Below are 12,144 nucleotides of genomic sequence, written 5' to 3' on the forward strand. Positions count from 1 at the left end.
AATCGGCGTCTGCGCCGGTATGCGTCTCCAGCCACGCGGGCACGTCCTGGAAGAAGCGCGAGAAGGGCTCGCCGAGCAGTTGATCGGACGAAAGCGCCCGCACCATGCAAACGCCGGCCGCATTGGCAAAGACGATGCGGCCTTCGAGCACCACATAGAGCGGAACCGGAAGGCTTTGCGCCGACAACGGGTAGGAAATTTCGTCTGGCATCCCACGCTCCAACCTGAGGTATTGCCCGACATCTCACTCAGCATGAACTTCTGGCCAGGCTGACCGCGAGAACGCGCCGGCTCCGGAAGTCGGGGCAATGCTCTTCATGATGCGCAAAAGTCGTGCGCGGCGCAAAGCCTAGTTTGTGGCCGATACAACACACGAGAATTCGCCTTGCCGGTCGCGCTCTAGTTTGTTTGCGGCGCGGGTTTCAAAACGGTTTGCTCCGGTTCGGCCGCAGTCGGTTCTATTTCAGTATCCGAGCCATCCCCATCTTCGTGCGCGGCGAAATACCGATCGGTCCAGCGATGCATCAGTGCCAATCCGATTGCACACATCAAAACGCATGTTCCCATTGTCAGGCTGAAATCAGCGCTGATCCGTTCGACTGAACGTTGCGGAAAGAAAACGGGAGGCGTCGAAAAACAGGGTGCCGATCAGTGCGCCAAAGGCCAAAAGCAGATAGTAAAAATGGCATGGCAAGGGCGAATTCATCGTTGTCTCATCCAGCTGCAACCAAGAAAGGTGGCGCATTGAATCGTTTTACCGGGCGCTCAAATGAACATGCCACTGCGGTTGCAATCGCGGTGCAATCGCATGCCCGGCATCCAGCAGCTTGCGTATGAATTGATATTGCGTTTGCTGTACTGCTGCGATGCCGCAGATTGCCGCTTGGAGCAAGAACCGGAATTGCGGGACCCGGCAGCGCTTGCTATGGTGGTGGCACTGAAATGCAGCGCGATACCGGCTTGCGGCCTTGCATGATCGCGCACGCGAATCCGATGCGCCAATCTGGCTTTCGGGTTGAAACCTGGGCATCTGGTGTGCCACGAGTTGATTTTTGGCCTAGTGGCGCGTTTGAAGGGGCATGATCAAAAACGTTGAAATTTTATTTCAGTTATGAATACAATTGATCTAATATCTGGTCCACACCAGATTTCACACCAGACTTTATTGGGAGCGCATATGGCGACATACAAGGAATTGGTTGCACAAAAGGCCAAACTCGAAGAGCAGATCGAAACTGCGCGTGCCAAGGAACTGGAAGCGGTTATCCAGCAAGTGCGCCAGACGGTTGTCGAATATGGCCTGACGGCTGAAGACCTGGGCTTGGCTCAGCGTCGCGGCCGCCGTGCTGGTGCGAAGGCGCCGGTGCCGGCCAAGTACCGTGACCCGAAGACGGGCGCGACGTGGTCCGGCCGCGGCCGTGCCCCGGCCTGGATCGGCAAGAACCGCGATAAATTCCTGATCGCCTGATCTTCCAGGCCCTGCCTGGCGCGCGCGCAAGCGTGCAACGCAAATGGCCCACCCGCCCGGTGGGCCATTTGCGTTGCTGCGCGTGATGATCGTTCCTGTATAACAATGGCATGACGCCCCGCCTGCCCAAATACCTCGAACTGGCCGACCGCATTCGGCTCGACATCCTGCACGGAACCTTGCCGGCGGGCAGCATCGCGCCCAGCGAGAACGAAGTCGCCCAGCGCTACGGCGTATCCCGTTTGACGGCGCGCCGGACTCTGAACGAACTCGCGGCGCGCGGGCTGCTTCGGCGCTCGCGGGGGCAGCGTAGCGTGGTGCTCGATCGTGTGGGGCCGCATCGGCCAGTGCTGTACGCGCCAGGCCAGTCCGACGCTGCGCTGGAATACGTGCCGGGGGCCGTCTATACGGTCAGCGCATTTCGATTGGAGTTGGCCGACGAGACCGTGGCCGCCGCGCTCGACCTGGCGGTGGGGGCGCAAGTGGCGTTTGTCGAGCGCCGAGCCCAGGTGGAGGGGCAACCCATCATGCTGCTGCGTACTTGGCTGACGTCGCGGTTGGCCGCGATGCTTGAGGCGCGCGACTTTGAAGATCGCCTGTTCGTGCAGGTCTTCCAGCGCGCCAATCTGACCATCGCGCGCTCGCGCGAGGCGCCACTGGCCTGTGTGGCCGATGCCCACCAGGCCGCGCAGCTCGGCGTGGAAGCCGGCGTGCCGCTGGTCCGTGTGCGACGCATCGGCTACAGCGTGGCTGATGTGCCGATCTCCCTCACCTACTGCGATTTTTCCCCTGAGCGCTACACGCGCGAAGTCGACATCCGCGTGCTCCAAAACGACTGAAAGCGCACTGCGCCAGACCGGTGCAGAAACGGCGCCACACACCCCGCGATGGGGACTTGTCCGCCTAAAGTATTCAAGCTAGTCTGCGCCCCTTCCCCAGAAAACATATTTATTTGTGAAGCGACGCTTTGCCGACAGCGTATTGGCACGGCTGTTGCATTCACGGCGCCATCTCAGCAGCAGCGGGTTGAGCCACCTGCCGCCTCAACGCTGATTCAGTCGATTCAACACATCGGAACCAAGAGGGAGAAATCAACAATGCAACTCAAGCGACGTTTTTCGCTGGCCGTGCTGGCCGCCGCCGCAGGCCTGACCACAGGCGCGGCGCAGGCCCAATCGTCTGTGACGCTGTACGGCCAGGTGGATGCCTGGGCGGGCGCCACCAAGAACCTGGGCCAGGACCGCGCCTGGGGTGTCAATTCGGGCGGCATGTCGACGTCGTACTGGGGCATGAAGGGCAGCGAAGATCTGGGCAATGGCCTGAAGGCGATCTTCACCCTGGAAGCGTTCTTCCGCCCCGATACGGGCAAGTCCGGCCGCTTTGATGGCGACCACTTCTTCGCACGTAATTCGTTTGTCGGTCTGCAGTCGAACAGCTGGGGCTCGATCAAGCTCGGCCGTAACACCCCGCCGTACTTCGTTTCGACGATCCTGTTTAACCCGTTCATCGATTCGTACACGTTCTCGCCGATGGTGTTCCACACCTACCTCGGCAACGGCCGTTCGGGCGCCGCGGGCATCTCGGGTCTGGTCGGGGATTCGGGTTGGGACAACTCGATCATGTATTCCACGCCGGACATGGGGGGCCTGACGGCCAACCTGATCTACGGCGCGGGCGAGCAAGCCGGCCACAACGGTCAGAACAAGTGGGGCGGTAGCCTGCTGTACTTCCGCGGCAATTTTGCGGCCACGGCGGCGTTCCAGCAGGTGCGCTACGACGGCGCGCCTGGCGATCTGAACAGCCTGGTGGCAGGCTTCTCGCGCCAGACGGCGGGGCAGTTGGGCGCCACGTATGACTTTGGCGTGGTCAAGCTGTACGGCCAATACCAGTACATCAAGAACACGATCAGCACCGGCGACGCGAAGAGCAACGGCGGCCAGCTGGGCGTGTCGATTCCGGTGGGCCCGGGCGCCGTGCTGGCATCGTATGCCTACACGAAGACCTCGGGTGCGGCTGACGTGAAGCGCAACACCTGGGCGGTGGGCTACGACTATTCGCTGTCCAAGCGCACCGATGTGTATGCGGCGTACTTCCGCGACAAGGTGTCGGACCTGTCGACGGCCGACACCTTTGGTGTAGGCATCCGCGCAAAGTTCTAAGCCTTTCGCGTTCTGCTTTTCCTTGTCACCGCCCCCGTTTCGACAGCGTGGGCGGGCATTTGCAACGGCGTCCGGAGTCCGGGCGCCGTTTTTTGTTGTGCGGAAAAGCCGAAAGGGCGGCGGCGTCAGCCTGTGCGGGCCAGGCGCAACGGCGGCGAGAGCGGCGATGAGGCCTCCGCTCCAATGTTCGGATGATTCAGCAGCATGGCGCCGCGCTGCGTGGCAACGAAGACGGCCTCGGTACGGCTGCGCACTTCCAGCCGGCGATACAGCGCGTTGATATGCGCCTTGGTTGTCGCCTCGGAAATGCTCAGCATGCGGCTGATGGTTTTGACCGGATGCCCGCGGGAGAGCAAGACGAGAATCTCATATTGCCGCTGCGTCAGGCCGAGCAACGCGCCATCGTCATTACCGTTGGCAGAACCTGCCGCAATGGCTTCAGGCCGTGTCAGCACGATCGACGCCGGCACATAACGGCCGCCGGCGAGCACCAGTTCCAATGCCGCTGCAATCAATTTGCCGGAATAGCTTTTCAGCAGATATGCCGAGACATTCAATTGCATCAGCGTACGCACGTGCGCAGCGGAATCGGTTTCGCCGAGTACGGCGACATGCCGGGGATGCGGCTGTTGCAATAGCCGGGAGAGGGCCGGCAGATCGTCGATGCCGGGTAAGGGCAGGCCGATCAGGGCCAGTTCGGCGTCCGCATGCGCCGCGAGATTTTCAAAGAGGGCTTCGTCCGGCTCGACGCTGACCACTTCGGTAATGGCCGGCAAGGATTGCAACACGTGGGTCGCGCCGGCACGCACCAAAGGGTGTGCCTCCACTACGATTGATTTCACTGCGCCGCCTGTCTGGTTATGGTTTGTTTGCCCATTTCCGGAATCAGCTTGTTGCCGCGCCTTTTTGGACCACTGGGTCCAAAATCAATGCAGCCGTGCTTGTGGAAAATGCTTTTGGCGTGCGGTCTCGGTATATTCCCCGTTCAACCGGCAGTCACCGCAGTGCGGTGCCGCCGGGCCGAAACCTTGGCACGCCATTCAGGCGCAATTTCCTTCCGGTTTTTCTTGTTTATGTCGCCAGGCGCGGAGGATTAACCCCGCCAAAATCGCAGAATAAATCCCCAGCATGCTTGTTGCACCCATCAATGGGATGTAAACCTTTTTGTTTACCCCGATCGGTGGTGTGCTAGACCCCCCTATAGATAGCAGGATCAGACAGCAGCAGCTAGCCCCACTTCACGCCCATTGACGTAAGCGTAAAGCGGGGCTTTTGTACCCAAAAAACGTGTTGTGGTGGCTTATTGCGCGACGACCGAGAAGCGTGGCATCGACAGCGGTTGCTTGCCGTCGCGGCCGTAGGGTGTGCCGCCGCCGTTGTTGGCAGCATGCAGGACGGACAGCGCGTTTTGCGTGGCGCGCAGGCGCAGGTCGATCAGGGTGCCGTTGTCGATGTTGCGCTGGCGCAGCAGGCGGGCCAGGGCCAGGTTTTCGTCGAACAGGCGGCTGGCGGTTTCATCGGTGCGCAGGTATTTGACCAGCCCGTACGGATCGGCGCCGCCGTGCTGAGCCCACCACAGGCGGCGGTCACGGTCGGCTTCGCCCAGCGCGGCGAGTTGCTTCTGCTTGGTCTGGGTGATGCGTTCGAGCTCGACCATGTCGCCGTCGCGCAACGCCTGCGCTTCGGCATCCAGGGTGAGGGTGGCTGCGCGCAGCAGTTCCTGCTCGTCGGCAAGGGTGCGGATCAGCAGTGTGTTGTCCATGGTAGGGCCTATTCCCGTATGAAACGTGCGCGCGTTGGCCCAAGCGGGGGCCAGATGCGCGAAGGGCGTCGCCGCAAAGGGTGATTCCCTTTGCAAGACGCGCCGACAAAGCAGATGGCCCCCGCTTGGGCCAACCCGGAGGGCAATGACGATACGGGCCGCATGGCGTCGTTGCGACCGACTTGCTTGGCTGGCCAAGCGGCGCCGGTCGCGCCTAGCCCTACAGCCCGTATCGACATTGCGCGCACACGTTTCATACGGGAATAGGCCCTGAACCTCAGGCTGGGAAGCTTGGGCAGCCGCCGGCCGGCACGCCGCCCCGCCGCGATCAGTCGAGGGTCGGAAACCCTCGGACCGGCGGCGTCAGAAAATACAGGGGACGGACGACGGGAAAGCCCCGTCAGACCTTCTTGGATCGCGTGGAGAGCAGCGATTGCGCGTCGGAAAGCGCCGCATCGGCGATCTTGCCGGCGTCCATCTTGAGCGTGCCGTTCTGAATGGCACTGCGGATCTGCTCGACGCGTGCCGCGTCGAAGTCGCCGCTGCCCACTTGGCGCGAGACTTGTTGGACCGACAGCGACGGCGAATCGCCGGTGTGGCGCGTGGTGCCCGAAGCCGTCGTAGCGGCCGGGGACGAGCCGGTCGCGCGCGTCGACCCGGACGCAGCGTCCTTGGTCGGCGCAACGGCCGGCGTGTTGTTCACGATATGGTTGATTTTCACGGGTGTCTCCGAAGAGCGCGTTCATCCTATCACCCATAACGGCCAACCCCGGCTCAAACTTTAGCGGCAGGTATCGATAACGCATCACGGTTAAAAGTGATCAGTCGTTATCAATTTTGTCTTAAAACTGGATCGCCACGACGCCAGCAGACTGTGCAATGCCGGAAACGACATTGCCGTTGGCGGTGCGCACCTGCGCCACCTGGCCCACGGCCGCCTGGTTCAAGGCGCGACCGTCGCTGCTGACCTGGAAGCCCCCGCCCTCGGCGATGAGCTTGACGGTCTGGCCTGCCTGTACGGCAACCGGCAGGCGCAGGCTTTCGGCGCGCAGCGGCTGGTTGGCGGCCACGCTGGTGAGCAGTACACGCCCCACCACATCGGCCGGCTGCTGCACGACCGAGGCCGGCAGCATCGAAAGATCGCCCGTCCGGGCTTCCAGATCGCCCATGTCGAGCGTCTTGCCCGGCGGGAGCTGGTGCGAGGCGACGTAATACGTCCCAGTGATCTGGATCGTGGCCGGCACCCAGGCCGCCCAGGCATGCGGCGAACGGCAGCGCACGCCCACTTGTACACGGCCGCGCAGGCGGTTCGCCGCCGGGAGCATCAGGTCGATCTGGTCACAGGGCTGGTTGGCCACGCGGGCATCTACCGGTCCGACTTCCACCGACGCACGTGGCGCTCCCGTCTCATTCGTGCCGCCAAGGATGTCCAGTTGCGACTGCAGTTGTTGCTGAATCTGCATCTGGATGGCGTTCGGCCCCTGGATGGTGGTGGGCTGCACGGGCTGTTGCACGGCTTGGGCCGGCGGATAGCCGACGCGCACCATGCCCTGTGCGTGCGCCAGGATCGGGTGCACGACGCTGGCCAGCAGGCCCAGCGCCAGGATCAACAACAGCTTGCGCTGGCGCCCAGCCAGCGGCATGGCCGTGGCGGCAGGTCGGGTCGGGTGGTGCGCGCTGCGTGCAAACCGCGTGGACATGGAGAGCCCCTTCATCAAAAGTCCGGTGAAGTTTAGCCACGCGTGCGCGAGCGCCAAATGCGGAAATGTCGGCCAATCCCCCCCTTATTCGGACGAATGGTCTTGCACACCGGCCCCTAGACTTTGCAACGTGGTGAAGTCCCTGGCGTTGTGCGGTTCCTGGCCGTACAGCCTGTCCCGGTAGGTGGCGAGGTTGCTCGTTCTTCGGCCAGATATCGGATTCGCAGACAGGTCTTTTCCACTGAGGTCGCATGACGGCAACTCAGCAAGACAAGCGGTTCAGCGGTTTTGGAGACGGCATCGGCGGTTTTGAAGGGGCCGCTGATGCCGAGTTCTCCGGCCGAAGGGAACACGCAATACAGAACGCAACCCCGGCGGGTGGCAGCAGTAACCAGGGCGCCACGCGCAAGGAATGACAGACATGGTCGACAAGCTGGATCAGTTGTTCGGTTTTCAGGAGCAGGCGCTGCACTTGCGCTCGCAGCGTCACCAGATCCTGGCCTCGAACATTGCCAACGCCGATACGCCCAACTACAAGGCGCGCGACTTCGATTTTCAGTCGGCGCTGCAGAAAGCGGTCGGCCAGCAAAGCGGTAACAGCCTGCCGATGACGGCAACGGCTTCAGGCCACCTGACAGTGGATGGCGCACCGGCCGGCGATGTGTCGCTGATGCAGGCGTCGCTGTCGCAGCAGACCAAGGCGCTGCAGGGCGAAGTGCAGTACCGCACGTCGCAGCAGCCGTCCATCGATGGCAATACGGTGGACATGGATGGCGAGCGCATGCGCTTTGCCGATAACACCGTGCGCTACGAGGCCGATCTGAGCATCGTGACGCAGAAGATCAAGTCGATGCTGGCGGCCATTCAGAACAGCTAGCGCGGACGTAGCAAGAGCAGCAAGAGCAGCAGACAGGCATTAAGACGACCGCGCAGCAATCACGCGCGGCGAAAGAGGGGCGGGAACTGTGTGGCGCTCCGGGCCGGGAAATATCGGTCCGGAGCAAGCCGCCATACAGAACAACCGGAACGGTCCGGCAGCAGTGCCGGCAACAGTGTTTGAAGACATCGGAATCAACATGTCGCTATTCAAGGTGATGGATGTAGCGGGCAGCGCGCTCACCGCGCAGTCCAAGCGCATGAACGTGGTCGCCTCCAACCTGGCCAACGCCGAAAGCGTGACGGGCCCGGACGGCAAGGCGTACCGCGCCAAGCAAGTGGTGTTCTCGCCCGTGCAGGAGTCTGACGACTACGCCACCGGCGTGTCGGTCGACCGCGTGGTCGAAGACACCGTCACCCCCATGAAGCGCATGCACCAGCCGGGCAACCCGCTGGCCGATGCCGACGGCTACGTGACCATGCCGAACGTCGATGTGGTGGACGAAATGGTCAACATGATTTCTGCGTCGCGCTCGTACCAGGCCAACGTGGAAGTCGCCAACACCACCAAGACGATGGCCTCCAAGGCTCTGACCCTGGGCCAGTAAGCGGCTCTATTCATCGCGAGACACGAACATGACCGTCAGCTCAACAACCAACACGACCAGCGCCGCGAGCACGACCTCCGGCAACCAGCTTGCCATCACCAACGGCGGCGACCTGCAGAACACGTTCATGAAGCTGCTCGTTGCGCAGTTGCAGAACCAGGATCCGCTCAACCCGATGGACAACTCGCAGATGACCTCGCAGCTTGCGCAGATCAACACTGTGAACGGTATCCAGCAGTTGAACACCACGATGTCGAGCATGCTCACGCAGAACGCGACAACGCAGGCGTCGTCGATGATCGGCCGCACCGTGCAGGTGCCGACCAACAATCTGACGCTGGCCTCGGGCGCTGCCAACTTCGGCGTCTCGGTGCCCAACGGCGCCGACGATGTCGTCGTCACGATCACGAACGCCGCGGGCGTGGCGGTGCGCACCGTCGACCTCGGCCAGATGGCGGCCGGCAGTGGCAACTACACGTGGAACGGCAAGGACGACAAGGGCAACCAGCTCGCCGACGGTGCCTATTCCATCAAGGTGTCGGCCACGCAGGGTGGGAAGGTGGTCACGGGTAACGCGCTGGGCATCGACAAGGTGGCCGGCGTCACTATCAACAACGGCACGATGCAGCTGGTGTTGGCGTCTGGCGGAACCGCCAAGCTGTCCGACGTTGCATCGATTCAGTAATTACGGGTCAACTGCGGGCAGACCCCGCGCTTTTATCTTCTACGGGAGAACACTATGGGATTCCAGCAAGGCCTGAGCGGTCTCGACGCCGCCTCTGCAAACCTCGACGTGATCGGCAGCAACGTGGCAAACGCCAACACTGTCGGCTACAAGAAATCGACCGCCGAGTTTGGCGACGTGTACGCACGCTCGCTGGTGGGGGCGTCCGACAACCAGATCGGCCAGGGCGTGAGCGTGACCAAGGTGTCGCAGTCGTTCACGCAGGGCAACGTGACAAACACCGGCAACCCGCTGGACATCGCCATCAACGGCACGGGCTTCTACCGCATGGTCGACCCGTCCAGCGGCCAGGTGTCGTACACGCGTAACGGCCAGTTCCAGACCGACAAGAACGGCTTCATCATCTCGGCCACCGGCCAGAATCTGACCGGCTACGGTGTGGACTCCACCGGCAAGGTCAACACGGCCGTGCTGACCAACCTGAAGATTCCCGTCAACGACCTGGCGCCGCTGGCCACCACCAACACCGCGTTCGGCGTGAACCTGGATGCCGCCGCCACGGTGCCGACCACCACGCCGTTCTCGCCCACCAACTCGGCCACGTTCAACCACTCCGTTTCGGAACAGGTGTACGACGGCACGGGCACGGCCCACATGCTGACCAACTACTACGTGCGCACCGCCGCAGGCTGGGATGTGTACTCGCAAGTGGACGGCAACAACCCGACCGGCGGCAACCCGGTGACGTCGCTCACGTTCAACAGCAGCGGCCAGCTGACTTCCACGCCGAGCAAGATCGCCACGGCCTTCCCCGGCATGAGCATCGCCAGCATGGATTTCACGGGCACCACGCAGTACGGCGGCGGCTACAACGACACCGCCCCGGGCGTGACGCAAGACGGTTACGCCACCGGCCGCCTGGCCAGCTATGCGGTCGGTACCGATGGCACCGTCACCGCGCGCTACTCCAACGGCCGCACGGCAACGCTGGGCCAGGTTGCCATGGCCAACTTCAAGTCGCCGGAAGGTCTGCAGAACATCGGTGGCAACCAGTGGGTGGAAACGTCCAACTCGGGCGCCCCCAACCTGGGTACGCCGGGCATGGGTTCGTTCGGCCTGCTGCAGTCGTCGGCGGTGGAGCAATCCAACGTGGACCTGTCTGCCGAGCTGGTCAACATGATCATTGCCCAGCGCTCGTATCAAGCCAACGCGCAGACCATCAAGACGCAGGACACCATCCTGCAGACCCTGGTGACGATGTAATCGTCGTTGCCCGAAGCTGACTGACCGCACACCAAGGACACTCGTATGGACCGCTCGATCTACGTGTCGATGACTGGCGTAAAGCACCTGTTCGATCAACAGGCTGCCAGCGCCAACAATCTCGCCAACGCCAGCACCACCGGCTTCAAGGCGCAGATCGACGCGTTCCATACGGTGGGTGTGCAAGGCGATGGCTCGCCCACGCGCAGCTATGTGATGGCATCGGCTATCGGTACGGACCTCGCGCCTGGCCCGATCGAGACCACGGGCCGCAGCCTGGACGTGGCCATCGACGGGCAAGGCTTCTTTGCCGTGCAGACGCCCGATGGCGGCGAGGCTTACACCCGCGCCGGTACGTTCCAGCTCGGTCCTGACGGTACGATCCAGACGCTCTCCGGCCAGCCGGTGCTGGGCGATGGCGGCCCGATCACGCTGCCGCCCGACACCACGGTGCAGTTTGCCAAGGACGGCACGGTCAACGCGATCAGCGCGGACAGCCGTACGCCGCCCGTGTCGCTGGGCCGTCTGAAGCTGGTGAGCATCGACCCGTCGAACATCGACCGCGGCGCCGACGGCCTGTTCCGCCAGCGCGACGGCCAGGACGCCGATGTGGATGAAAAAGTTCGTGTGACAGGCGGGGCGCTGGAGGGCAGCAACGTCAACCTGACCGACTCGCTGGTCAACATGATCGAAATCTCGCGCCAACTGGAAATGCAGATGAAGTCGCTGCACACGAGCGACACGAACGCCCAGTCGGCCAATGAACTGCTGCGCCACGCCTGAACGGCCGGCGCAATGAATTGAATCAACCAAGGACTCGAACATGATTCGCTCCCTGTGGATTTCCAAAACCGGGATGGACGCCCAGCAATCGCAGCTGGATGTCATCTCGAACAACCTGGCGAACGTCAACACGACGGGCTTCAAGCGCTCGCGCGCCGTGTTCGAAGACTTGCTGTATCAGAACGTGCGCGAGCCGGGTGCGCAGTCGTCGCAGCAAACCACGCTGCCTTCGGGCATGCAGATCGGTACGGGTACGCGCATCGTCGCCACCGAGCGTCTGCACACGCAGGGCAACCTGCAGCAGACGGGCAACTCGACCGACGTGGCCATCAACGGCAACGGCTTCTTCCAGGTGCAGATGCCCGACGGCACGCTGGCCTACACGCGTGACGGTAGCTTCCAGATCAACGCGCAGGGGCAGCTCGTGACCTCGAGTGGTTACCCGGTGCAGCCGGCCGTGACGGTGCCGCAGAACGCCACCAGCCTGACCATCGGCAAGGACGGCGTTGTGACGGTCACCACGCCGGGCACGGTCAACAACACGCAGGTGGGCACGTTCCAGTTGGCCAACTTCATCAACCCGGCCGGCCTGCGCAGCATGGGCGAAAACCTGTACGCCGAAACCGAAGCGTCGGGCACGGCCAACCTGGCCAACCCGGGCTCGAATGGCGTGGGCGCGCTCAATCAGAACTACGTTGAAACGTCCAACGTGAACGTGGTGGAAGAAATGGTCAACATGATCCAGACGCAGCGTGCGTATGAGATCAACAGCAAGTCGGTCCAGACGTCGGACCAGATGCTGGAGAAGCTGTCTCAGCTTTGAGCTGACGGCGCAGTTTT

At 62.6% G+C, this 12,144-nt stretch carries 17 protein-coding genes; 11 read left to right on the forward strand and 6 right to left on the reverse strand.

The annotated features are described in order from the left end of the window. Both BG83_RS27840 and BG83_RS30045 read right to left on the reverse strand, forming a co-directional pair. A partial coding sequence (locus tag BG83_RS27840) for a PAS domain-containing protein (RefSeq protein ID WP_037031974.1) occupies nucleotides 1-211 on the reverse strand: 211 nt, incomplete at its 3' end. A gap of 369 nt (nucleotides 212-580) precedes the next feature. After that, nucleotides 581-706, reverse strand: a complete 126-nt coding sequence (locus BG83_RS30045; RefSeq protein WP_268747346.1) for a hypothetical protein — start codon at nucleotides 704-706, stop codon at nucleotides 581-583. Nucleotides 707-808: 102 nt separating this feature from the next. Between BG83_RS30045 and BG83_RS29860 the strand changes: the two genes are divergently transcribed. The 4 genes from BG83_RS29860 to BG83_RS0115255 all read left to right on the forward strand — a co-directional run bounded on the left by BG83_RS29860 (nucleotide 809) and on the right by BG83_RS0115255 (nucleotide 3,627). Further along, nucleotides 809-976 carry a hypothetical protein gene (locus BG83_RS29860; RefSeq protein ID WP_235193203.1) on the forward strand — a complete coding sequence of 56 codons (168 nt, stop codon included), beginning with the start codon at nucleotides 809-811 and terminating at the stop codon, nucleotides 974-976. Between the two features lie 201 nt (nucleotides 977-1,177). After that, nucleotides 1,178-1,468, forward strand: coding sequence for an H-NS family nucleoid-associated regulatory protein (locus BG83_RS0115245; protein WP_024977559.1), 291 nt, complete (start codon nucleotides 1,178-1,180; stop codon nucleotides 1,466-1,468). Nucleotides 1,469-1,578: 110 nt separating this feature from the next. After that, nucleotides 1,579-2,307 carry a GntR family transcriptional regulator gene (locus BG83_RS0115250; RefSeq protein ID WP_024977560.1) on the forward strand — a complete coding sequence of 243 codons (729 nt, stop codon included), beginning with the start codon at nucleotides 1,579-1,581 and terminating at the stop codon, nucleotides 2,305-2,307. Nucleotides 2,308-2,565: 258 nt separating this feature from the next. Continuing rightward, nucleotides 2,566-3,627, forward strand: coding sequence for a porin (locus tag BG83_RS0115255; RefSeq protein ID WP_024977561.1), 1,062 nt, complete (start codon nucleotides 2,566-2,568; stop codon nucleotides 3,625-3,627). 125 nt (nucleotides 3,628-3,752) lie between these two features. Here the strand turns inward: BG83_RS0115255 and BG83_RS0115260 are convergent, their stop codons facing one another. The 4 genes from BG83_RS0115260 to flgA form a co-directional block, all read right to left on the reverse strand. After that, on the reverse strand, nucleotides 3,753-4,469 hold the full coding sequence (locus tag BG83_RS0115260) for a LuxR C-terminal-related transcriptional regulator (RefSeq protein WP_080693687.1): 717 nt from the start codon (nucleotides 4,467-4,469) through the stop codon (nucleotides 3,753-3,755). Between the two features lie 458 nt (nucleotides 4,470-4,927). Beyond that, on the reverse strand, nucleotides 4,928-5,389 hold the full coding sequence (locus BG83_RS0115265) for a flagella synthesis protein FlgN (RefSeq protein ID WP_004631399.1): 462 nt from the start codon (nucleotides 5,387-5,389) through the stop codon (nucleotides 4,928-4,930). A 400-nt stretch (nucleotides 5,390-5,789) separates the two neighbouring features. Further along, nucleotides 5,790-6,110 (reverse strand): flagellar biosynthesis anti-sigma factor FlgM, encoded by a 321-nt coding sequence (gene flgM / locus BG83_RS0115270; protein WP_024977563.1) that lies wholly within the window; start codon nucleotides 6,108-6,110, stop codon nucleotides 5,790-5,792. A 121-nt stretch (nucleotides 6,111-6,231) separates the two neighbouring features. Then, nucleotides 6,232-7,089 (reverse strand): flagellar basal body P-ring formation chaperone FlgA, encoded by an 858-nt coding sequence (flgA, locus tag BG83_RS0115275; RefSeq protein WP_024977564.1) that lies wholly within the window; start codon nucleotides 7,087-7,089, stop codon nucleotides 6,232-6,234. Nucleotides 7,090-7,340: 251 nt separating this feature from the next. Between flgA and BG83_RS29545 the strand changes: the two genes are divergently transcribed. From BG83_RS29545 to flgG, 7 genes are all read left to right on the forward strand, one after another. Beyond that, nucleotides 7,341-7,505 carry a hypothetical protein gene (locus BG83_RS29545; RefSeq protein WP_160169394.1) on the forward strand — a complete coding sequence of 55 codons (165 nt, stop codon included), beginning with the start codon at nucleotides 7,341-7,343 and terminating at the stop codon, nucleotides 7,503-7,505. A 5-nt stretch (nucleotides 7,506-7,510) separates the two neighbouring features. Next, on the forward strand, nucleotides 7,511-7,966 hold the full coding sequence (gene flgB, locus BG83_RS0115285; protein ID WP_024977565.1) for a flagellar basal body rod protein FlgB: 456 nt from the start codon (nucleotides 7,511-7,513) through the stop codon (nucleotides 7,964-7,966). A gap of 199 nt (nucleotides 7,967-8,165) precedes the next feature. Then, nucleotides 8,166-8,573: a flagellar basal body rod protein FlgC gene (gene flgC / locus BG83_RS0115290; RefSeq protein ID WP_024977566.1), complete on the forward strand. Its 408-nt coding sequence runs from the start codon at nucleotides 8,166-8,168 to the stop codon at nucleotides 8,571-8,573. A 28-nt stretch (nucleotides 8,574-8,601) separates the two neighbouring features. Further along, on the forward strand, nucleotides 8,602-9,258 hold the full coding sequence (locus tag BG83_RS0115295) for a flagellar hook assembly protein FlgD (RefSeq protein WP_024977567.1): 657 nt from the start codon (nucleotides 8,602-8,604) through the stop codon (nucleotides 9,256-9,258). A 54-nt stretch (nucleotides 9,259-9,312) separates the two neighbouring features. Then, complete coding sequence (gene flgE, locus BG83_RS0115300) at nucleotides 9,313-10,521, forward strand: flagellar hook protein FlgE (protein WP_024977568.1); 1,209 nt, start codon at nucleotides 9,313-9,315, stop codon at nucleotides 10,519-10,521. Nucleotides 10,522-10,566: 45 nt separating this feature from the next. Continuing rightward, complete coding sequence (gene flgF, locus BG83_RS0115305) at nucleotides 10,567-11,304, forward strand: flagellar basal-body rod protein FlgF (protein WP_024977569.1); 738 nt, start codon at nucleotides 10,567-10,569, stop codon at nucleotides 11,302-11,304. A gap of 40 nt (nucleotides 11,305-11,344) precedes the next feature. Continuing rightward, nucleotides 11,345-12,127 carry a flagellar basal-body rod protein FlgG gene (gene flgG, locus BG83_RS0115310; RefSeq protein WP_009240010.1) on the forward strand — a complete coding sequence of 261 codons (783 nt, stop codon included), beginning with the start codon at nucleotides 11,345-11,347 and terminating at the stop codon, nucleotides 12,125-12,127. Nucleotides 12,128-12,144 lie beyond the last annotated feature (17 nt).

The organism is Ralstonia pickettii, assembly GCF_000607165.1.
Taxonomy (GTDB): Bacteria; Pseudomonadota; Gammaproteobacteria; order Burkholderiales; family Burkholderiaceae; genus Ralstonia; species Ralstonia holmesii.

What these genes read in the sequence shown, in the direction of transcription:
- BG83_RS29545 (WP_160169394.1), top strand. Translation starts at nt 7,341, where the DNA reads ATGACGGCAACTCAGCAAGACAAGCGGTTCAGCGGTTTTGGAGACGGC.
- flgB (WP_024977565.1), top strand. Translation starts at nt 7,511, where the DNA reads ATGGTCGACAAGCTGGATCAGTTGTTCGGTTTTCAGGAGCAGGCGCTG.
- BG83_RS0115265 (WP_004631399.1), bottom strand. Translation starts at nt 5,389, where the DNA reads ATGGACAACACACTGCTGATCCGCACCCTTGCCGACGAGCAGGAACTG.
- BG83_RS0115295 (WP_024977567.1), top strand. Translation starts at nt 8,602, where the DNA reads ATGACCGTCAGCTCAACAACCAACACGACCAGCGCCGCGAGCACGACC.
- flgA (WP_024977564.1), bottom strand. Translation starts at nt 7,089, where the DNA reads ATGTCCACGCGGTTTGCACGCAGCGCGCACCACCCGACCCGACCTGCC.
- flgG (WP_009240010.1), top strand. Translation starts at nt 11,345, where the DNA reads ATGATTCGCTCCCTGTGGATTTCCAAAACCGGGATGGACGCCCAGCAA.
- flgE (WP_024977568.1), top strand. Translation starts at nt 9,313, where the DNA reads ATGGGATTCCAGCAAGGCCTGAGCGGTCTCGACGCCGCCTCTGCAAAC.
- BG83_RS29860 (WP_235193203.1), top strand. Translation starts at nt 809, where the DNA reads ATGCCCGGCATCCAGCAGCTTGCGTATGAATTGATATTGCGTTTGCTG.
- flgF (WP_024977569.1), top strand. Translation starts at nt 10,567, where the DNA reads ATGGACCGCTCGATCTACGTGTCGATGACTGGCGTAAAGCACCTGTTC.
- BG83_RS30045 (WP_268747346.1), bottom strand. Translation starts at nt 706, where the DNA reads ATGAATTCGCCCTTGCCATGCCATTTTTACTATCTGCTTTTGGCCTTT.
- BG83_RS0115250 (WP_024977560.1), top strand. Translation starts at nt 1,579, where the DNA reads ATGACGCCCCGCCTGCCCAAATACCTCGAACTGGCCGACCGCATTCGG.
- BG83_RS0115255 (WP_024977561.1), top strand. Translation starts at nt 2,566, where the DNA reads ATGCAACTCAAGCGACGTTTTTCGCTGGCCGTGCTGGCCGCCGCCGCA.
- BG83_RS0115245 (WP_024977559.1), top strand. Translation starts at nt 1,178, where the DNA reads ATGGCGACATACAAGGAATTGGTTGCACAAAAGGCCAAACTCGAAGAG.
- flgC (WP_024977566.1), top strand. Translation starts at nt 8,166, where the DNA reads ATGTCGCTATTCAAGGTGATGGATGTAGCGGGCAGCGCGCTCACCGCG.